Origin of the sequence: Microcystis sp. M109S1 (assembly GCF_020247025.1) — a bacterium.
GTDB lineage: Bacteria > Cyanobacteriota > Cyanobacteriia > Cyanobacteriales > Microcystaceae > Microcystis.
The window spans coordinates 1-20,778 of sequence record NZ_JADBRW010000321.1 but is presented as its reverse complement, the minus strand read 5'-3'; the positions used below and the strand labels follow the sequence as shown (position 1 = coordinate 20,778).

16 protein-coding genes and 1 pseudogene are annotated in these 20,778 nt (G+C 43.1%); 6 read left to right on the top strand and 11 right to left on the bottom strand.

Translation table 11 applies throughout. From position 1 onward, the window contains the following. Window positions 1-237: 237 nt before the first annotated feature. Together IM322_RS16210 and IM322_RS16205 are read left to right on the top strand one after the other, a co-directional pair. A pseudogene (locus tag IM322_RS16210) lies at window positions 238-435 on the top strand (bile acid:sodium symporter family protein); the annotation flags it as partial. Window positions 436-478: 43 nt separating this feature from the next. Next, window positions 479-1,075: a hypothetical protein gene (locus tag IM322_RS16205; RefSeq protein ID WP_287675257.1), complete on the top strand. Its 597-nt coding sequence runs from the start codon at window positions 479-481 to the stop codon at window positions 1,073-1,075. A 23-nt stretch (window positions 1,076-1,098) separates the two neighbouring features. Here IM322_RS16205 and recA read toward each other — a convergent pair whose 3' ends face one another. The 3 genes from recA to IM322_RS16190 all read right to left on the bottom strand — a co-directional run bounded on the left by recA (window position 1,099) and on the right by IM322_RS16190 (window position 3,815). After that, window positions 1,099-2,166 carry a recombinase RecA gene (gene recA, locus IM322_RS16200; protein WP_287675256.1) on the bottom strand — a complete coding sequence of 356 codons (1,068 nt, stop codon included), beginning with the start codon at window positions 2,164-2,166 and terminating at the stop codon, window positions 1,099-1,101. Between the two features lie 126 nt (window positions 2,167-2,292). Further along, window positions 2,293-3,246 (bottom strand): aldo/keto reductase, encoded by a 954-nt coding sequence (locus tag IM322_RS16195; protein WP_287675255.1) that lies wholly within the window; start codon window positions 3,244-3,246, stop codon window positions 2,293-2,295. Window positions 3,247-3,641: 395 nt separating this feature from the next. Further along, window positions 3,642-3,815, bottom strand: coding sequence for a hypothetical protein (locus IM322_RS16190; RefSeq protein ID WP_287675254.1), 174 nt, complete (start codon window positions 3,813-3,815; stop codon window positions 3,642-3,644). A gap of 165 nt (window positions 3,816-3,980) precedes the next feature. Here IM322_RS16190 and IM322_RS16185 point away from each other — a divergent pair, with 165 nt between their 5' ends. Beyond that, window positions 3,981-5,402 carry a pentapeptide repeat-containing protein gene (locus IM322_RS16185; protein ID WP_287699132.1) on the top strand — a complete coding sequence of 474 codons (1,422 nt, stop codon included), beginning with the start codon at window positions 3,981-3,983 and terminating at the stop codon, window positions 5,400-5,402. Window positions 5,403-5,843: 441 nt separating this feature from the next. On the opposite strand, the gene IM322_RS16180 is transcribed toward IM322_RS16185, so the two are convergent. Both IM322_RS16180 and IM322_RS16175 read right to left on the bottom strand, forming a co-directional pair. Next, a complete protein-coding gene (locus IM322_RS16180; protein WP_286824724.1) occupies window positions 5,844-6,179 on the bottom strand; it encodes a XisI protein in 336 nt (111 codons plus the stop codon). After that, a complete protein-coding gene (locus IM322_RS16175; RefSeq protein WP_002766354.1) occupies window positions 6,167-6,583 on the bottom strand; it encodes a XisH family protein in 417 nt (138 codons plus the stop codon). The genes IM322_RS16180 and IM322_RS16175 overlap by 13 nt, the downstream gene beginning before the upstream one ends. Window positions 6,584-6,913: 330 nt before the next feature. On the opposite strand from IM322_RS16175, the gene IM322_RS16170 reads away from it, so the two are divergent. Beyond that, window positions 6,914-7,639: a 2-phosphosulfolactate phosphatase family protein gene (locus IM322_RS16170; RefSeq protein ID WP_287675252.1), complete on the top strand. Its 726-nt coding sequence runs from the start codon at window positions 6,914-6,916 to the stop codon at window positions 7,637-7,639. An 83-nt stretch (window positions 7,640-7,722) separates the two neighbouring features. Continuing rightward, complete coding sequence (locus tag IM322_RS16165) at window positions 7,723-8,970, top strand: bifunctional folylpolyglutamate synthase/dihydrofolate synthase (protein WP_287675251.1); 1,248 nt, start codon at window positions 7,723-7,725, stop codon at window positions 8,968-8,970. On the opposite strand, the gene IM322_RS16160 is transcribed toward IM322_RS16165, so the two are convergent. The 6 genes from IM322_RS16160 to IM322_RS16135 all read right to left on the bottom strand — a co-directional run bounded on the left by IM322_RS16160 (window position 8,944) and on the right by IM322_RS16135 (window position 19,109). Then, a complete protein-coding gene (locus IM322_RS16160) occupies window positions 8,944-10,533 on the bottom strand; it encodes a DUF3352 domain-containing protein (RefSeq protein WP_286824721.1) in 1,590 nt (529 codons plus the stop codon). The genes IM322_RS16165 and IM322_RS16160 overlap by 27 nt on opposite strands. 982 nt (window positions 10,534-11,515) lie before the next feature. Beyond that, window positions 11,516-13,201 (bottom strand): alkaline phosphatase PhoX, encoded by a 1,686-nt coding sequence (locus tag IM322_RS16155; protein ID WP_287675247.1) that lies wholly within the window; start codon window positions 13,199-13,201, stop codon window positions 11,516-11,518. A gap of 235 nt (window positions 13,202-13,436) precedes the next feature. Further along, window positions 13,437-14,645 (bottom strand): quinone-dependent dihydroorotate dehydrogenase, encoded by a 1,209-nt coding sequence (locus tag IM322_RS16150; RefSeq protein WP_287675245.1) that lies wholly within the window; start codon window positions 14,643-14,645, stop codon window positions 13,437-13,439. 97 nt (window positions 14,646-14,742) lie between these two features. Further along, a complete protein-coding gene (locus tag IM322_RS16145) occupies window positions 14,743-15,618 on the bottom strand; it encodes a J domain-containing protein (protein WP_287675243.1) in 876 nt (291 codons plus the stop codon). A 215-nt stretch (window positions 15,619-15,833) separates the two neighbouring features. Beyond that, window positions 15,834-17,996, bottom strand: coding sequence for a molecular chaperone DnaK (dnaK, locus tag IM322_RS16140; RefSeq protein WP_287675241.1), 2,163 nt, complete (start codon window positions 17,994-17,996; stop codon window positions 15,834-15,836). A gap of 204 nt (window positions 17,997-18,200) precedes the next feature. Next, complete coding sequence (locus IM322_RS16135) at window positions 18,201-19,109, bottom strand: RluA family pseudouridine synthase (RefSeq protein WP_287675239.1); 909 nt, start codon at window positions 19,107-19,109, stop codon at window positions 18,201-18,203. Window positions 19,110-19,887: 778 nt separating this feature from the next. Between IM322_RS16135 and IM322_RS16130 the strand changes: the two genes are divergently transcribed. Beyond that, window positions 19,888-20,415, top strand: coding sequence for a hypothetical protein (locus IM322_RS16130; protein WP_287675237.1), 528 nt, complete (start codon window positions 19,888-19,890; stop codon window positions 20,413-20,415). Window positions 20,416-20,778: the final 363 nt, after the last annotated feature.

Genomic DNA, 20,778 nt, shown 5'->3' with positions numbered 1-20,778 from the left:
TCAAATTCGGCCTTGAACGAGTAAAACTTTCTAGGAAATAAGGTTGAACATGAGATTTTTTCGACTTGTTCAAAGTGGCCGGAGGGCATTCGGACACTGAAAACGGACGTGGAGAAAGTGTCAGACTTAAGCAATTAAGCATTTTTCGGTGAAGCGTCAACCCCGTTCAGCGACCACCCTAAAAAAGTGGCGTGGTGAGGAATCGCCGTCCGTTTTACGGCGGCGAGGATGTCAATTCAATTAACTATTCCCCAAAGAATTTGTATCGCAATTGAAGTGGGTATTCAAAGCGGCACTTTAGCTATTGCTATCACTGCCGGTTTATTAAATAATCCCGATCTAGCCATTCCCGCAGTTGTCTATAGTTTATGGATGTATGTCAGCGCTTTTATCGCTGTTTATTATGGTCGCAAAAAAGCAGCTTTGGCAAAATAGGTAAATGGGGTGATAGGATATAGCTAAAAACTGATAACTGATTATGTTAATTGGTAAATATTTAACCCTAGAGGAATTATCTACCTGTTCCCAAACCTATCAAAAGTACGCAGCACAAATCGATCCCTACCCAAAAAATCCTGAAACGATAACCGCTTGGCAAAATCTCGCTCACTTTATTATCGATCCAATTATTGATAACTTTGGTCGAGAAAAATTCCAATTAACCTACGGATTTTGTTCCAATGATCTGAGAAAACTTCTCCAAAAAAAAGACCCAATCACTGGCTTAAAAAACGGTAGAATCGATCCCAGTCGCGATCAACATTGCGCCCACGAAATTAATCAAAAAGGTCAATATTATTGTCAGCGATTGGGGGCAGCCTGTGATTTTCGGATTATCGATTTAACGAGCGATCGCCTGATCGATTGGATTTTAACCCAAAAATTACCCTTTGATTCTCTCTATTTTTACGGAATTAATCGCCCGATTCATATCAGCTATGGACCCCAACATAAACGAGATCTATGGACTTTTACCCCTAGAGGAACACCGACTAAAAAAGGTTTACAATCATGGTTAGAAGCCGCTAAATCTATCGATTCTGAAGCTAAAAAATCCCCCAAAATCGGGGGATAACCAAGACCTAAAACCGTCTTCTTTTAGATTTCTGGTTCCAGATCGTCCTCGTCGTCCTCATCGGCCGGTTCCGTGGGGAAAGGAACCGAACCCATGTCTAATTTATCCCGCAATAACTTCTCAATTTCCGCCGCTACTTCTGGCTTTTCTTCGAGATATTTAACGGCATTATCGCGACCCTGGGCAATATTTTCGCCATTATAGCTATACCATGCCCCTTTACGAGTAACTACGTTCGTTTGTTCGGCGATATCGAGCATACAACCCACTTGGGAAATGCCTTTACCGAAGATAATATCAAATTCAGCAATCCGGAAAGGAGGCGCGACTTTATTTTTAGCCACCTTAACTTTAGCCCGAATTCCGTATTCCCCTTCCGTGCCTTTTTTCAAAGTTTGAATGCGACGGATATCTAAACGTACCGAGGCATAAAATTTTAAGGCCGTCCCCCCGGTGGTCACTTCAGGATTGCCGTAGGTGACACCGATTTTTTGCCGCAGTTGGTTAAGGAAAATCACCACACAACCCGATTTACCAATATTACCGGCAATTTTTCGCAGGGCTTTACTCATCAAACGGGCCTGCAAACCCACCTGATTATCCCCCATTTCCCCTTCAATTTCCGCCCGCGGCACTAAAGCGGCCACCGAGTCGATGACAACGATATCCACGGCCGAAGAACGCACTAACTGGTCAACTATTTCTAAGGCTGCCTCCCCTGTATCCGGTTGTGCCACCAGTAAATTATTGATATCTACCCCTAAATCTTCCGAATAGGTGGGATCTAAAGCGTGCTCCGCATCGACAAAGGCTGCCACTCCCCCAGCTTTCTGCACTTCTGCGATCGCATGGAGGGCTAAAGTGGTTTTTCCAGAACTTTCTGGCCCGTAAATTTCGACGATGCGGCCTTTCGGTAGGCCGCCACCCAAAGCCATATCTAGGGTTAAAGCACCACTAGGCACGGTTTCTACCCGCATCCGGGTCGCGTCTCCCAAACGCATAATCGAACCTTTGCCAAAGTTGCGCTCGATTTGATTTAAGACTAAGCCTAAGGCTTTATCTCGATCAGGATTACTTGTCGTTGTCGCCATTAATTTTGTCCCAGTTTTCTTAAGTAGTACAGTAGTATCTAAAGATTGTAGCCTGTTTTGATCTTGATCACCAAAAAGTTAGAGACTTTTTCCAGAATGGTGATCGAAAATCAAAAGTTTTGATTTTTACAGCCAAGGTCGGCTCAACTGTTCTAATTGCGTCACCTCTCGCGCTTCTAAACTCCATCCTAACGCCCCAGCATTTTCCCTCGCTTGGGCCGCAGTTTTTGCCCCCGGAATGGGAATCACATCCCCTTGGGCGATTAACCAATTGAGGGCCACTTGTGCGGGGGTTTTTTGGTATTTTGCGCCCAATTCTTGCAGTACCCTTAAAATTGGGGCTATTTTCTCCAAACCTTCTTTTTTGAACCGCGAGTCAACTTTTCTGGCTCCATCGGGCAAATTCTGGCTTTCTGGGCTATATTTACCCGTCAGTAGTCCTTGAGCGAGGGGGCTGTAGGCAAGGATGGTGACACCTAATTCCTTGGCTGTGGCTAAAATTGCCTTAGTTTCTATTTTGCGATACAAAAGCGAATACTGCACCTGATTGACCGCTAAGGGAACCTCTTTTTTCGCCAAAATCTGGCTTGCTTGACGCATTTGCTCGGCGGAATAATTACTTACGCCCACTGCAGCAATACGGCCTCGTTTTACTTCTTCAGCTAGGGCATTCATTAGGGTTTCTTGGCTAATCAGGAAGGTGAAGGGCCAATGTACTTGGTAAAGGGTAATTTTATCGGTTTTTAGACGGTTTAAGCTCTCTGTAATGGCATTATGAACGGCATTCGCCCCAAATCGCCACGGTACGGGGGCAAACTTACTGGCAATATCGATGGGAATATCAGTCTCTTGAGTAAATTTTCCTAAGAGTCGTTCCGATTCCCCCAGTCCATAGACTTCGGCAGTGTCAAAAAAGGTGATTCCTGCCTCTACTGCCGCTTTAAAGGCCGCCTCTACCTGACTAGCTCCGTATTCCTTGCCATAGTTCCAGAATAGTTTATCTCCCCATGCCCAAGTCCCAATTCCTAAGGCACTGACGGAAATTCCTGTTTGTCCGAGATTAGCGGTTTGTCTAGTCATATTCCCTACAAAGAATGACAGCGTTTCCCATTTAAAGATGAAGTGTAACCCATATTTGGTCTGACTCACCATTAACCCCCTTTTTTGATTCCGGGAAATTCGCACCCATAAGTAATGGGAAAGGACTTGACTTTGCCGGCGACTTGCGCTATGCTTTTCTTATACTGGGAATCTGTGCAAAATTTTTAAAAACGCACAGATTACCATTATGAATAAAATCTTTTAAAAATATTATCTCAAAATCTGCCGACAAAAGCAAGCAAAATTTCGCCCCTAATTGTTAAGTTTTGTTAACAAAGAAATACAGAGATCAGCAAGGTCAAAAAATCGAAATCTCTTGCTGATCTTGTTTGTCGCTTAACCTATGATTAGGTTAGGCGAATTTTGCGCTTTGACTAATTGTTAGTGCTAACTTCTGTGGTTTCAACAATTGCCGTCGGTTGGCAGGGGGTAGGTGGAAATTTCTCTGGCAAAGAGAAGCCTAAAAATGATGCGATCGCAATTATCGTGCTGGTAATTTTGGCAAGACTAACAACGTCTTCTCTGTACTTCAACCAATATTTATACATAATCATCAATCCTTTTATTTAGGAGGTGAACTATCTTTAGATTAAAAAACAATTGATTATTTGTCATTCCTCAAAAGTCCTGAAAACGGTACTTGTTTTAGGTACTATCAAGTAACCTGACAGGGTACTGAAAAGTAATCTTAAGTCCTGTTACCTATAAAAATAATGATAATGAATGAACTAAAAATGACTGAAATTGAAACCCTTTCTTGGTTTGAATTAGAAAGAGTGGTTAATGATCTGAAAAAAAATCATACAAAGAAGGGATTAACGGACTTGGAGACAAAAATATTAAAAGGTATTTTTGAGGATAAAAAATATGCTGATCTAGCGGAAGAAATTAGCCGAGAAGAACAGTCAATCAAGAATGCAGCTTATAGTTTATTTAAAATCTTGTCAGAGCAAACAGGTGAAAAGATTGGAAGTAAGAATCTGATTACTGCTTTAAGTCGATGGAAATTACAACCAGAATGTAATCAAAAAAACACAAATCATGACGGGAAATTCTCTGGTGCTGTGGTTTTTACTGCTTCTGAAAATAAAAAGAAACAGATATTAACGTTATTAGAACTTTTAAGAAAAATAACTGATGATCAGGAAATAACAATAACTGACGTAGAACAAGGTAGCATCAAATTAACTCTCAAGGGTTCTCAAAAAAGTTTAGAAAAAATTGAATCCCTATTCAAATCGGGTGAATTAAACAAAATTTCGGGAGATATTACAGTTGAAAATGTTCAATTTACCGAAGATAATTGTTTAGCTTTTACCATATCAGGTGATGTTAATGCAGATGAGATAACCTATTTAAAATCTACTATCATAGGACAAAATTTAGCAGAATCACCAAAGCAACTGGCAGAAGAATCGTCAGCAAACCCCTTGATTGTCAAGACAGTAAGTATAAATGAAGCATCTAAAGAAATTAACAATAAACTAATTGAATCTATTAAAAAACCTAACTTCCTCCAGCGCATTATAAGAAGATTTAGAAGGATTAACCTGAGAGGGGCTAACCTGAGTGATGCTGACCTGAGTGGGGCTAACCTGAGAGGGGCTAACCTGATTGGGGCTGACCTGATTGCGGCTAACCTGATTGGGGCTAACCTGAGTGATGCTAACCTGAGTGGGGCTAACCTGAGTGGGGCTAACCTGATTAAGGCTAACCTGATTGGGGCTAACCTGAGTGGGGCTAACCTGAGTGATGCTGACCTGAGAGGGGCTAACCTGATTGGGGCTAACCTGAGTGGGGCTAACCTGAGTGATGCTGACCTGAGAGGGGCTATCCTGAGTGGGGCTGACCTGATTGGGGCTGACCTGAGAGGGGCTATCCTGAGTGTGGCTGACCTGATTGGGGCTATCCTGAGTGTGGCTGACCTGATTGGGGCTGACCTGAGAGGGGCTAACCTGAGTGAGGCTGACCTGAGTTGGGCTATCCTGAGAGGGGCTAACCTGAGAGGGGCTAACGTTAAAAAGGCTATCTTTATCGATGCAACGGGGATCACCCCTGAACAAAAACAGGTTTTGATTCGACGAGGGGCAATTTTTGGGGATACTTCTAACGATCGCAGTAAAGCATTAGTTTAAAACAGCCTTTGATCTCCACCTTCAGCAGAGATTTAGGTAGGGTTGGCTGAATAAATGTAAAATATAGACGAGGTAAGGGGTTTGGCGGCCTGTTTGGCCAAGCAGCTGCAAGATTTTCAAGCTGGTGGCTCAAAAACCTTCCCTAATTAATGGGAAAAGACTTGACTTTGCCGGCGACTTGCGCTATGCTTTTCTTATAATGGAAATCTGTGCAAAATTTTTAAAAACGCGTAGATTCCCATTATAAATAAAATCTTTTAAAAATATTATCTCAAAATCTGCCGACAAAAGCAAGCAAAATTTCGCCCCTAATTGTTAAGTTTTGTTAACAAAGAAATGCAGAGATCAGCAAGGTAAAAAAATGGAAATCTCTTGCCGATCTTGATTGTCGGTTAACCTATGATTAGGTTAGGCGAATTTTGCGCTTTTCTCGGATTAAGATTAACCCACCGCAAACCCTGTATATTCTCTGACTAGGGGTTCATGAAAGGCTAAAACAATATCTTCTTTAGGAACGCCTAAATTAACTAATTCATTGGCAATTCCTACCTCAGTGCCATCATGTTGTATCCAGATTTTACCTTTTTTAATATCGAGATGCAAAACACAACCATGATATCTTCGTCTATTTTTCCAGCCAACATACATCAATTGATAGTGATCGCCAACTGTATCAAAAATCAATTGTTGTTCAATCGGATCTTTAGATGAACCTAGCTGAGAATATTCAGTAATGACTTGCTTGACATAGTGACGATATTGTTCTAATTTTTCCATGCGACAATTACCTCCCCAATCGGATCATAAATAATCAGGTAAATTTGAAATCTTTTAACGACAGTTTGAATAAATCGCAATTCAAAAAAACTATAATAAATATCTAAGGGAACAGCTAAATATAACTGTCTTTTAGGTTCTTTTTCTTCTAAAGCAACACGATAATTAAAGAATTGTCCAATGGCAGTATGAAATTCTGAAATGCTGGATTTACCGATAAAACTTTTAATTTCAACGGCTATCTTTTCATTGTCTTTTTCTGCGGCTATCAGTTGCTCTGCTCCTAAATCGACATACATTTCTACATCACCCACTTCAATCCTTAAAGGGTCATCCGTAATGATCCAACCCTCTTTTTCTAATCCTTTTCTCACTGCACCATGAAAACGATCTTTAGCAGACATGAATCTTGAGGTTAGCAGGCATAATAATTGTTAATTATAACATTTCGTCATGACGAGCGACAGGGTGAGAGCAGCTCAAACCCTATTGACAATTGGCCAATTTTGTGATCCGCGTGGGCATTTCAAGTGATAAGCTAAGACGTATTTAAACCGCTTATTCTTAGATTAGCCCCCCCCTTGCCTGATCTCCACCAGCAATTTGAATGACGAACAGCTTAACTAGCTGACATCCATCGTGATAAAATCGGCCTTGTCTTTCTTCTGCCAGCGCGACGCCGAGCGGCGGTATGTTGAGCTTATTTCCCTTTTACTTTTTACTTGGTATAAATCGTGCAGGTTTTCATTTATCATACTCCCGAACTTACCCCCGTCCATACTCTACCCGATTGCGCCGTCGTTATCGATGTTTTAAGAGCGACAACCACGATCGCCACTGCCCTCAATGCCGGTGCGGAAGCAGTGCAAACTTTTAGCGATCTGAAAACCCTGATGCAGGTGAGTGATAGCTGGCAACCGGAAAAACGTCTCCGGGCAGGAGAAAGAGGTGGCGCGAAAGTGGAAGGCTGCGATCTGGGCAATTCTCCCCTCGATTGTACCCCTAATTTAATGAAAGGTCGTCGTCTGTTTATCAGCACCACTAACGGCACTCGCGCTCTGCAAAGAGTGGAAGAATCCCCGATCGTGATCACTGCGGCCATGATCAATCGGCAAGCTGCCGTTAATTACCTATTGGATAAGCAGCCCGATACCGTCTGGATTGTTGGCTCTGGTTGGGAAGGGGGTTATTCTCTGGAAGATACGGCCTGTGCTGGAGCGATCGCCGATGCGCTACAAGAACAATCGGGGCAAATGGCGATCGGGAATGATGAGGTTATTGCCTCGATCGCTCTTTATCGTCAATGGCAAAATGATCTTTTAGGAATGTTCCACAGTTGTAGTCACGGTCAGCGCCTTTTGCGTCTCCACTGTCAAGAAGATTTAAAATACTGCGCTAATATTGACTCTCTTGATGTTTTACCGATCCAAAAAGAACCGAGCATTTTAGTCAAACTTTAGACATTACTACCCACAGAAAGGGTCATCCGTGCGGGTAGGATCGATGCTCCTACCCGGATTCCTTTATTTATAGTTTACCGACCATGACTATCGATTCTTTACTGCAATCTTTTCAGCGTTTTGGGGTTAATCTCGGTTTAGAAAGAATAAAAAATCTGCTGGAGATTTTAGGCAATCCCCAAGATAAAATTCCGATTATTCATGTCACGGGAACTAATGGCAAAGGTTCAGTTTGTGCCTATCTATCCTCTATTCTCAGCACTGCTGGTTACAAAGTCGGACGTTATATTTCTCCCCATTTAATTCATTGGACGGAAAGAATCTCTATTAATGGCGAAAATATTGAAACTGCGACTTTAGAAAACCTGCTTAAGTATATACAATCGCGTATCGATCCCCAGCAGGAAAGTCCTACTCAATTTGAGGTAATTACTGCCGCTGCTTGGCTGTATTTTGCTCGGAAAAAGGTGGATATTGCCGTGATGGAAGTGGGTTTAGGAGGAAGATTAGATGCGACTAATGTCTGCGCTCAACCTTTAGTGACTGTCATCACTTCTATTAGTCGGGAACATTGGCAAAATTTAGGTCCCACGGTTGCTGATATTGCCGGGGAGAAAGCGGGGATATTAAAAGCGAATTGTCCGGCAGTTATCGGACAATTACCTGAATCAGCGCAGGGGGTAGTTAGGGAGAGAATCAAGCTGTTAAATTGTCCGACGGTATGGGTAGAAGCTGCCGAAAAAATTGCCGATAATCGCGCTAAATATCAAGGGTTAGAATATCCTTTATCCTTAGCGGGAGATTTTCAATTAACTAATTCTGCTATAGCGATCGCTGTTGTTAATATTTTACGTCAGCAAGGTTGGCAAATTAGCGATGAAGTCGTGCAAGAAGGAATGGCAAAAACTCGCTGGTTAGGACGGTTACAAACCGTTAATTGGTGTCAGCGAGAAATCTTAATAGATGGCGCTCATAATCCTGCTGCTGCTATTGGTTTAAGGCAGTATGTAGATAGTTTAAAAGCCCCAAAAATTATCTGGGTGATGGGAATTTTATCGACCAAAGATCATCAGGAAATATTCCAAGCTTTATTAAGAAAAGGCGATAGTTTATATTTAGTTCCTGTGCCAGATCATAGCAGTGCCAATCCTGAAACATTAGCGGAATTAGCGGCTTCAATTTGTCCAGAATTATCTCACCTAGAGACTTGTTCCGATTTATTTTTAGGACTAAAAAAAGCCATCCAAGAATCTGCCGATAGTCAGATAATTCTCTGTGGATCGCTTTATCTAGTCGGTTACTTTTTAGGGAGTTTGTTTCAGGGAAAATAAAACATCAATTTTACTGGTGGTTTTATCAGGCATAGTGGCAGTAATTCCGATCCCGCGTACCGATTCTAAAAAGGCTTTTGTTTCCGGGGTTAATTCCGTGGCAGGAAGATTATTAATTCCTCCCGCTTTAGCGATAATTTGCTCCACATCGATGAAGAAATAACCGAGATTATTCTTGGGTAGATTAGCGGTAGATACTCGGAAATTCTCACTTTGGCTAATCGGTTGATTCGGTTGGGGTTGATAGGGAATTCCGACGGTCATTTTTAAGGTATCATTATTAGGCCAAGCATAGGTTAAAATCGCTTGTTCTTCCGCTTTCCATTCAGTCACATCTTCACCGGAAATTTGACTGTTTTTTATGGTGATAACAGGAACAGTTTTTACCAATTGATTTAACTTCTCGATAGTAGTTTTTGCCGCTTTATGATCGCCGGTTTGCCAGATCATCATTCCCCCAAAACCTAACCCTCCCACCGCTTGCTGGTTGGGGATAATTCCGAAAGCAAATTCTCGATCCATCCAGTTAAAAACTTCTTTATCCGCGTCAAGGGTTGCCATCTGAAAATTCTCACGGATCTGACGCAGAAAAACTTGTAATTCTGGGTTAGTTTGGGACTGTTTTTCTACCTCTTCCCATCCCTGTTTAAGATTATTACCGCTCCAGACTGCGATGGTATCTCCGGGGAAATAATTTAAAACTTGATTTCTGCTAGGGGAAGGTAGGGTAGAAATAGTTTCAGGAGCAAGTTTAGCCACCATTTGTAATTGTAATCCCGTATCGGTGACACCCACTCCCGCGACAATATCTTGAATTTTTGCTAATTCTTGCCGACTTTGGGGGGATAAATTAGCATCTGCTCCCAAGATTCCGGCATAATCATCGATATAAATTGTCGCTAGGGTATTGGGTAGGTTGAGGGATTGGGAAAGCAGTTTTCTCACTTCTGGTTTACTGCTAAAAGATGGCTGTCCTCGGTAGGTATCGATCGCCGATTCTAACACCTTTTTATCGTAGGATATCAACAAAAAATCCCCCGCAACGGCAGTATAAATGGTGGTGTTATCCTGCCAATCTATAGCAGTAATTTTAATATCTTTGTAGTCACTGGTGCTAGTTTTGCGATTAACTTGTTGTCCTAGTTTTTTCTCGAATTCCGACGCTTTAATTTTATCTTTGATCCCGATAACCGTTAAGATTCCCGATTCCCCCGGTTTAGTTGCCGGAAGAAAAGCAAAGCTGATACTACCGATCCAAGGTTCGATATCCCGTTGATAATCAATCTTATCGGTGAAGATATTTTTTTGTAATTCTTCTAGTCCTTGACTAACCGCAGTTCGTGATTCAGGTGTACCATATTTAGCTAACACTGACCAAGCTTTTGCATCCGTGGAGACAAAACTACTAGCAAAGGCAGTTTCTGGGATAACTTTTGCCGATTCTAAGGGGGTGAATCTTTGCCAAGGTAGTTGTCCTCGTAGATAAAGATAGACACCTCCTGCGGTTACTGCTGTTAGTCCTAAGACGACTAAACAACCGGGTAAAAATGATTTTTTTGACATAGAATTGTGGTTTGGTTAAAAAGTTCAATACTTGGCGATCGATTTGTCTCTGGTTTTAGTTTCTAGAGAATTGGTTAATCTTTAGTAAGCTTTAATTATTATTATAGCTTCTGGAGGTACTAAGCTGTTGACTATCTAATTTACTCGTTAAGACTGTAGGGGAGCGGGGGGAGGTAGTTTGCTCTTTTGTACTAAAATATCCAATACGCAGTTTAAATACAGTACAGCTTAGAATGATCAAATATTGTTGATATGAATACCATAAAAGGCTAATTTTATCATGAAACTGGACATGAGATAGACAAAATAGAATCATAGAATCTTTGATTCTTGATGAATTTCTGATTACTAAGTATGCAGAAATACAGACAAGAAAAATTCCTGTTATTGGAAAATAGTTGAGATCAAAAAGGATTCTTGCTGAATTGGTGCATTTATTTCAAATATATTTATTTTAAAATATTAAAATTACTGCTGTTAACTCTGATGCTTAAAAAGCTATCGGAATCATAATAATTTCCTAGATAGGGTTGAAAAGTTCAGTCTTTTGAAAAAATAAGGTTATTATGAACCTATATTAGACCTCTTATAAAAATCAAAAATTGCTGAGGTTGATTAGGGTTAGGAGTCGGTCGTCAGGAGAATCAAGAATGAATAATAATCAATTAAATGGTCTATTTACAGATTTTATGCAATTTAATCCTTATTTTTGCCGTTTTTGAACCCTCAAAAATTAATTACGCAAGAGGTATTATGAAAAATGAGGCTCTCTTGGAGTTATGGTGATCAGCAAATCTTATCGAAGAAAAGGCGTACGCTATACACCCCTACAAATCATACCACGCGCGGCAGTAGGGACGCAAAGCTTGCGCCCATAATGTGACATTGTGAACATTTTTCACCCAATGTCCAAGAGAGCCAAAAACGATAAAAAATAGGGGCTGAATTTTTTCAACCCCCTAAAATACAAGAAATTATCGTTTTAGCCTTGTTTCCGTTTTAATGCCAAGGCAGATAAACCAAAGAAACCTAAACCAAAGAGGAGAGTCGGTTCCGGGGTTTGGACAGTTAATAAACCTAATTGACCACCTTCGACAAGATTATTAGGACCGCCGATGCTGCCATTTCGCACACTGTGGGCCTGCACGTCGAGAATCAGAATTTTTTCTCCTGGTCGAGCGCTGGGAAAGAATTCAGTAATATCCAAAATCCCCGAAGTTTCCCAGTTACCTAAATCATTGGGGCTGCTGTCGGTTTGACCACCTGGTAAACTAGCACTACGATCGATCTGACCTACTCGTGTCGCTTGTCCAGTGGTGGCATCAAGTCGCCAAATCGAGGCTTCTTCTCCAGAGGGTTGACCGAAATCAGAGAAAGAACGGTCTTCTTGGATATAGATAGTACCGTCATCGGACCAATCGAGGTTATCGGGACTTCTCACCCCAAAATCGGGACCGCTAAATTGACCGCCACCCGCATCATTACCATCGTAGAGAATGCGAGCGCTGACGCTAGAAGCAGCGGTGTCGAGATTGCCGTTTTGATCGAAAACCAGATTATTATCGAAGATATAAATAGTTCCCCAGCTATCGGCCCCATTGAATAAAGAACTGCGTCCGGTGGAAGCAAGAACAATTTGGGAACCATCACTGGGATTAGTCGAGACATCTTCCGGACGGGAGAAGGAAAAAGCTCCTAAAGCGTCCGCTTGGGCGCGAAGATTGCTATCGGTGGCAAAACCGTTGAGAAAACCAACCCCATTTCCCTCGTTCACCACTTCTACCCATCGTCCAGCGCTGGTGTTACCAGTACCGGCAAAGTCCCTGGGATCCACACCTTCATCGCCTACCCAAACATACAGTTTGCCCTGTTTGAGACCATTGCGATCGAGAAAACTACCATCTCCGACCCCGTTTTTCTCCCCAATGTAGAGATAGAGAGGCGCGGACTCGGTATCATCACCCCCGATCATCGCAATGCGATCACTTCTACCTGTATCAATTTCTGTCCAATTTTCCCAACCACCGCGACCCATTTCTGGGGCAGCCCAGATATCGAAATTGCTAGGATCGAGAACCCATTGAGTCCCGTTGCTGGTTTCTTCTCCAGCAAAGTAGATATTATCTTCAAAACCGATCCCTTGACCGAAGGAATAACGACCGAAAGCGGCACCAGAACAAAAACGATCTAAACCTCCAATGGTGGGAGCGAGTTCAAATTGACTGGTACTGGTGATTAGATTGTAAGAGCGATCGTAGATTTTATCGAAGGCTAATCCAGAACCGATAATTTGACGACTACTGGTGTCGATGTCAAAGTAACTGATTCTTGCTCCTCTCACGGAAAGCTGGTTAGCAGTACCCGGATTCAGGGTATAAGAGGCTCCTTGGTTATTTCTAACTTCGTGGTTGACCAAGGCACGAATCGTCCCATTTCCTAGATCGATAACGCCAATTCCATCCAGAATACCGATGGGAGTGTAATTGTTGATGGTTTCACCCACTGTAAATAGGGGCGTATATTTATAACCATTTAATCCTGTCACCTGCGGTCCGCCTGTATTAGTATGAGCTTGCGCTAAAACCGTCGGTACGTTTATCAGGGAAATTCCCACTGTTAGCAGAGTTGCCGCTAGAACATTTTTGCGGTTAGAATGTGAAGCAATCATTAATTTTTTATTCCTCTAATCTCAAGGAAACAAAACGTTCTCTCTTGAGATTAGAAGGCTTTTATTAAGGGATTGATAAGCCCAGAATAAAAACTCTTTAAGAACTGATGCTTTGTCATAATTATTAATATTTATGCAAACAATTGTAAAAAAGCTGGATGCTCACGACCTAGATTCTTTCTATTAACAATAGTCATTTAATCATCGAGCCTAGTAAACAATGTCTTTCTTTTGCTTATTCTGACTCCTTAATACTGCCCCGTGACTCTTTCCCTAAGGGAAGATTTTTGATTTTTTCCAGAGGTCTATTATTAATTCCCACCGCTTGATTAATATTAGTTAACCCATTGGCCTCTAATTTTTCTGTTAATCCTTGTAAAATATTTGATACTAGCCAAGGACCCTGATATAACCAACCGGTATAAATCTGTAATAAACTGGCACCGGCGGTAATTTTTTCCCAAGCATCATCGAGAGAAAAAATGCCTCCCACTCCAATTATTGGTAAATTGCCTTGGGTTTGCCGATAGATAAAACTGATCACTTCCGTGGCACGTTCCCGCAAAGGTTTGCCACTAATTCCCCCTGCTTCTTCAGTGATTGGTTTACCAGTTTCAGGCAGAATTGTGGTTTTTAATCCCGTGCGTTTAGTGGTGGTATTAGTAGCGACAATTCCAGCTAATTGATAGGAGAAAGCTAAGTCAATAATTGTTATGATATCTTCCCATTCTAAATCGGGAGAAATTTTCACTAATAGGGGTTTTCTGCCTTGATTTTCTGTTTGTAAAATGTCGAGGATTTTATCGAGTTGTTCACCACTTTGCAGGGAACGTAAACCGGGAGTATTGGGAGAACTAACATTAACGACAAAATAATCGGCATGGGGGAATAAATAGCGAAAACTGCCTAAATAGTCCTCCGGGGCCTTTTCTAGGGGCGTATTTTTCGATTTACAGAGGTTAATGCCGATGGGAATCTGTCGGGGTTGTCGTTGCCAAGATTGTTGGAGGGTTGCCGCTAGAACTGGCGCACCGCAGTTATTTGCCCCCATACGGTTTAATCCAGCCAAATCTTCTGGTAAACGGAATAATCTCGGTTTTGGGTTGCCCGGTTGCCCTTCTAGGGTGACAGCACCCACCTCGGCAAAACCAAAGCCGAAACTATGCCAAAGTCCTGCCCCTAAACCGTCTTTATCGAATCCTGCCGCTAATCCGACGGGATTGGGGAAATTTAACCCCCAGAGGCTTTGAGATAGGCGAGAATCGCTAAAACTGAGGGATTCTGATAATTGTGAGATTAACCATTGTCCCCAAAATTCCCCCCGCGAGCGATCGATTTTTTGCAGAGTATTTAATAATTGTCTTTGTGTTCCCTCTAAATTGCCCCGAATAGCCTTGAAAGCTAGAGGATAAAAAGGTTTAATTGTGTCAATTATATTGGTCATAATCAAGCGGGATTAAGGTGTAGGGTGGGTTAGGCGAGGACAAGTTATGTTTTTGACAAAAAATTTCAAATTTGCCGTAACCCACCTAGTATAATCTTTATAAACCTTGACGAGGATTAAAAGTTTCGATCGCCCGTATTTTTTGATAAAGTTCTAATTCTTCAGGGCTAGGATTGGGAGGATTAACTAATATAATTTCCACTAATTGATCGCCCCTTTCTCCTTGGAAAGTGGGATAACCTTTGTTAGCCAAACGTAATCTTTGACCACTTTTTACTCCCTTAGGAATCATCATTTTAACTAAACCGTCAATGGTAGGAATTTCCACAAAACCGCCCACAATTGCCTCGCTAGGAGTAATCGGTACTTGACAGACAATATCAGAACCTTGAATCCTAAAAAAAGGATGCCTAGCGATAGTTATTTTTAAATATAAATCACCCCCTTCAATACCCTGACCTTTGAGACGAATTTTCTGCCCATCGATCATGGCTGCCGGCATATCAACCTCTATTGATCTACCATCTTCCAGACGAATTCTTTGTCTGCCACCTTGATAAGCTTTCTCCAAAGGTAAAGTCAATTTCGCCTCCACATCTCGACGAGTTAAACGGGGAGAGGAGGCAATTTTAGCGCGCTTAGTATTAAGGTTATTAAAATCTCTAAACTTCCATAAATCCTGTTCTGTACGGGGGATTTTTCCATTACCGTTACTATTCGCTTTTTCCCCCGGACGTATCCCGCGGCGCTTAATCCCCGTCAAGGAACGATTATACTCAACCCGTTTTTCTTCATCGGAGAGAACATCGTAAGCTTCATTAATATCTTTAAACTTTTCTTCGGCCGATTTATCCCCCGGATTAACATCAGGATGATATTGACGCGCCAGTCGTCGAAAAGCCTTTTTGATCTCGTCACCGGTAGCCGTGCGAGATACTCCTAAAACATCATAATAATCAACTAATTGTGGCATATATTCAGTTATCAGTCATCAGTTATCAGTTATCAGTTATCAGTTATCAGTTATCAGTTATCAGTTATCAGTTATCAGTTATCAGATTTGAGTTCTAAGTGAGCAGTATGTATTAAGCGAGCAGTATTAAATAGTAGTTTCCCACTGTCTTTTTACTGATTACTGTTTACTGATTACTGTTTACTGTTTACTGATCACTGTTTACTGATCACTGATTAAAACCAATCATCATCGTCATCATCCCAGTTATTTTGGGGGGGAACATTGCGGGAACGATTGCCGCCGCTGCGGTTACTTTTACTATTGTTATAACTTTTTTCCTCCGAACGGGGGGGACTTTGCCAATCGCTATCGCGGCCATTGTAGTAATTGTCCTGATTGCGGGGGCGATAACTATCTTGATTAGCCGAATAATTGGGTCGATAATCACTTTGATAACCCGGTGTACTGGGACGATAATCCTGGCGATAACGATCGCGGCGCGGTTCGGAGGGAAGATCATCTTCCTTATCCCCGGTAAAAGTCTTGCGAATAGCACTAAAAAAGCCCTCGTCTTCCTCGTCGTATTGTAGCCGTACCTCGCGATTTAATTCATAGATAACATCCTGTAGATCCGCCTGGGCGCGATCAAGGCGACGGTCATCATTTTTCTCCAAAGCGTCGATAATTTCCGTACTCAAAGACTCAATTTGACGACGATAGGAACGGGTAAACTCATTACCAAAATCGAGAGTAACATCTTTTAAGCGTCGTTGGGCTTGATCCACCAGAGAGCGGGCGCGATTGCGTTTATCGACCTTTTCGCGACGGGTACGATCTGCTTGGGCAAATCGGGCAGCATCGCCGATCATGCGGTTAATTTCCCCTTCGCTGAGGGTAGAAGCGCCTTGAATGGTGACACTTTGCTCCCGTCCGGTCATTTTATCCCTAGCGGTGACTTGTAGAATACCGTTAGCATCCATATCGAGGGACACCTGCACTTGCGGAATACCCCGGGGTGCGGGGGGGATACCGGTTAATTTAAAACGTCCCAAGGATTTATTATCGCTGGCCATTTCCCTTTCCCCCTGCAAAACGTGGATTTCCACCACAGTTTGATTATTTTCGGAAGTGGAAAAAAGGTCAGCTCTGCGGACGGGAATAGTGGTATTGCGGGGGATTAACTTTTTCATCACACCGCCGATGGTTTCTAAACCCAAGGATAAAGGGGTAACATCGAGGAGCAGCACGTCTTTGACCTCGCCGCCCAAAATTCCCGCTTGAATAGCCGCCCCGACCGCTACAACCTCATCAGGGTTAACATTTTGATTGGGTTCCCTATCGATAAAACTCCGCACCAAATCCTTAACCACCGGCATCCGCGTGCCGCCGCCCACCAGTACCACTTCGTCTAGTTGGACGGGGGACAAACCGGCATCAGAAAGGGCGCGTTTGAGAGGACGACTGAGACGACTGATTAAATCACCGCATAATTCCTCAAATTGGGCCCGACTCAGGCGAGTTTCGATGTGTTTGGGTCCGTCTTCCGTGGCGATGATAAAGGGCAGATTAATATCGGTGACGCTGACCCCAGACAGTTCTATTTTGGCTTTTTCTGCCGCTTCTGTGAGTCTTTGTAGGGCTTGCCGGTCTTGGCGCAGCTCCACGCCTTCCTGTTCCAAAAACTGATTGGCTAACCAATCGACGATTCTTTTATCGAAATCATTTCCGCCTAATTGGGTGTCGCCACTGGTGGCTTTCACCTCAAAAACGCCGTCACCCACTTCCAAGATAGAAACATCAAAAGTACCGCCTCCCAGGTCAAAAACGAGGATTTTCTTGCTTTCCTGTTCATCGAGACCGTAGGCCAGGGCGGCGGCGGTGGGTTCGTTGAGAATCCGCATCACTTCTAACCCCGCAATTCGGCCCGCATCCCGGGTGGCTTGACGTTGGGAGTCATTAAAATAGGCGGGGACGGTGATTACGGCCCCGGTAACTTCTTCCCCCAGATAACGGCTGGCCTCTTCGGCTAATCGGCGTAAAATTAGGGCGGAAATTTCTTCGGGGGCGAATTCTTTTTGCAGACGGGGGCATTTAATTTTGATATTGCCCATCTCATCCCGGCGGATGGTGTAGGGGACGCGCTTCGATTCGGGGTTTAATTCCGAGTAGCGACGACCTATGTAGCGTTTGACTCCATAGTAGGTGTTTTGGGGATTGAGTACCCCTTGTCGCCGGGCCATTTGACCGACCACTAACTCCCCATCTTTATTAAAACCGATCACAGAAGGGGTGGTTCTCATGCCCTCCGAGTTGGCGATGACCACTGGCTTTCCGCCTTCCATCACGGCGACGACGGAGTTAGTTGTCCCTAGATCAATGCCTACTACTCTACCCATGCTTGTTTTTGTCTCCCCCTAGATTTCGATAACTTCGGGACTTTTACCTTCGATCGATAGTTTAAATCGCTTAATGCTTGTTGACAATATTGTATCGAATTGTCTTAGGTTCTCGCTCTCGCTTCGGGGCGATTGAGGGTGTGATTACCGAAGTGGTCTTTTAGTGATCGCTGGCGATCAGGTTTGGGGGGGGTGAAAATATGGCTAGATTTCCAGATTTTCCCTATCCACTAATTCTGGTGGCGGCTGACAGGAAATAGGGATTGTTCTGCCTGTACTGGGATGATTAAAAACGATTTGATTGGCATGGAGATAATAACCACAATCTCCCGGGACTGCATCCGGTCGCGGTAATCCCCCCAGACCATACAATGGATCACCGATTAAAGGATAGCCAAAAAAGGCCAGATGAATGCGAATTTGATGGGGTCTGCCCGTAAAAATTCTTACTTCTAATAGGGTACTATCGGGATGTTTTTTTAAGACTCGACCATCACTGCGGGCCGATAACCCATCTGTGAGCGCACCGTAAACATGGCCTAAAATGGGATGGGCGATTTTCCCGATCGCTTGATTAATAGTAAAATTATCTGGTATGTCGCCCTGACCCACTAAAGCTCGATATATTTTAGTAATTTTCCCCTCCCGCATCTGTTGACTCAATTTAGCTCTAGCGGGCTTTGATTTAGCCATTAAGACTATGCCCGAAGTGCCGCGACCAAGACGATGAATCGGATAGGGAGTGACATCGGGATAATGCTGATGTACCAAATGGATAAGAGTATGTTCGAGAAATCCACCCCCCGCTAACACCGGTAATCCCGAAGGTTTCGCCACCACTAACACCTCGGCATCCTCGTAGAGTACCTCAAAAAAGAGCGGCACATCCGGTTCTGTCCACGGTGGGCGCTGATAGGTCAATTGCTGCCCGATTTCCAAGACTGTATCGGGGCAAGCGGGACGACCGTTGACTAGAATTGCTGCCGATAAAATGCGATCGAGCCATTCTTCTGGGCTAGAATGGCAATATTTGCCCGTATAGTAAGCTAATAAGCTTAATCCGGCCTGATTTTTGCTAATTTTATCTCGATAAATCCAGCCTTGATTGGGCATTGGGGAAGTGGGGAAGTGGGGAAGTGGGGAAGTGGGGAAGTGGGGGAATTTCCACTAAAACCCTAACACCCCAACACCCTATCTCCTGAATACTGACTTCTCACCCAATGTTCGACAAAGATAAGCAAAAATTATTTATTGACTCCAAAAACTTGAGAATATTTAAATTAACATTCCGCAATATTTACAAATTCTTAAGAATTAATTGAGAAAGATTTTTATTTAACAACGATGTTATGATGGTAACAGCGATTTTGCTGAATTTCACAATGGGTTATTCCGTGCTTTTTTGGGCAGCAACGGTTGAAACCCTTGCCACACCTAGAAGGTAATCCCAATTAAGACAGGTAAATGAGTCAATTTAACCCACAACGATGATCTTTTTTTTGTGTAGTTTTATTGCAAAGAAAAAGTTTTTTTGACAAAAAGCACAAAGTATGTAGGAGTAGTTATGGCAGAGTGGGAAGTGGGGAAGTGGGGAAGTGGGGAAGTGGGGAAGTGGGGAAGTGGGGAAGTGGGGAAGCCGTAAGGCGGATAGGGTAGGGCATACCCGAATCTTGGTTGAAAGACCAAAACGCTTGCAGAGCTATCCACAAGTGGACAACTAGATAGGGTCTGCTGAAAAACTTTTTGCCGCCAACCCTAGATAACAAGTGATATTCTAGTAGGTTCGGATAGGACATAATCTTGTCAGACGTGAGTAGGGGAAACCAGAAAGCGCAGTGATGAGCTTCGAGAATCCCTCCCATGAGCGCTTCGGGGAGTGTCAATTAATTGTATGTCTTTGGTAATTTGTACGGGTTTTCATGATTCTAGATTGACCGAGGATTTTTTAGGACATCTGGGGAGCAAATCGGTCAAATTACGTTCCTATATTATTATTTCGCCTTTTTCTTGCTTAAATGAAGCTTTTTCACCGGGAGAAGCTCTAACCTTGATTGGGTTTAGTGCGGGGGTGGTAAATGCGATCGCTTTAGCTCATTATTGGCAAGCTCAAGGGGCAAAAATTGAAGCTTTAATAGCTCTGGACGGGTGGGGAGTGCCATTAATCGGTAATTTTCCCATTTATCGCCTTAGTCACGATTATTTTACCCATTGGAGTTCCTGTTTATTGGGTAGCGGTCAAGAAAATTTTTATGCAGATCCACCTGTAGATCATCTTAGCCTCTGGTCGTCCCCCGATCGAGTGACCGGTTGGTCTATCAATGGTAATTTTGTCCAACGCACCACAGCGTTAACTTTTTTATTAAATCGGTTAGGCAAGAATCAATTAACTATCTCAAGGTCGCGATTCATCTCCCGTTAGAGCCGCCCTTGCTTAACGGGAGTCCTCTCGCGACCAAAGTGAAACTAACGCGGTAGCGTTTCCACTTTCGAGGAATTTCGCTAGAATACAGAAAGCGGTAAAGCGCGTAAAGTATCACGGAAACCTCCCGCTCCTTTGTACCTCGGAACAAATATCGCCCTTGAAAATGTAATGGTGACGGGTCAAGCAGCATAGAAGCTTAACGGCTAAGGTCAAAATAGCCCACAAATAAAATTCGGAGCCGTCCGCCGCCGGGCAGTCGGTAGATGTTAAACTAAAACGCTTGTGGATTCGGTCTGACGGGTGCATAGTCTTCCGATTGTGTCTAGTTAAGAGGAGTAGAAGCAAGAATCTCCAGTCACG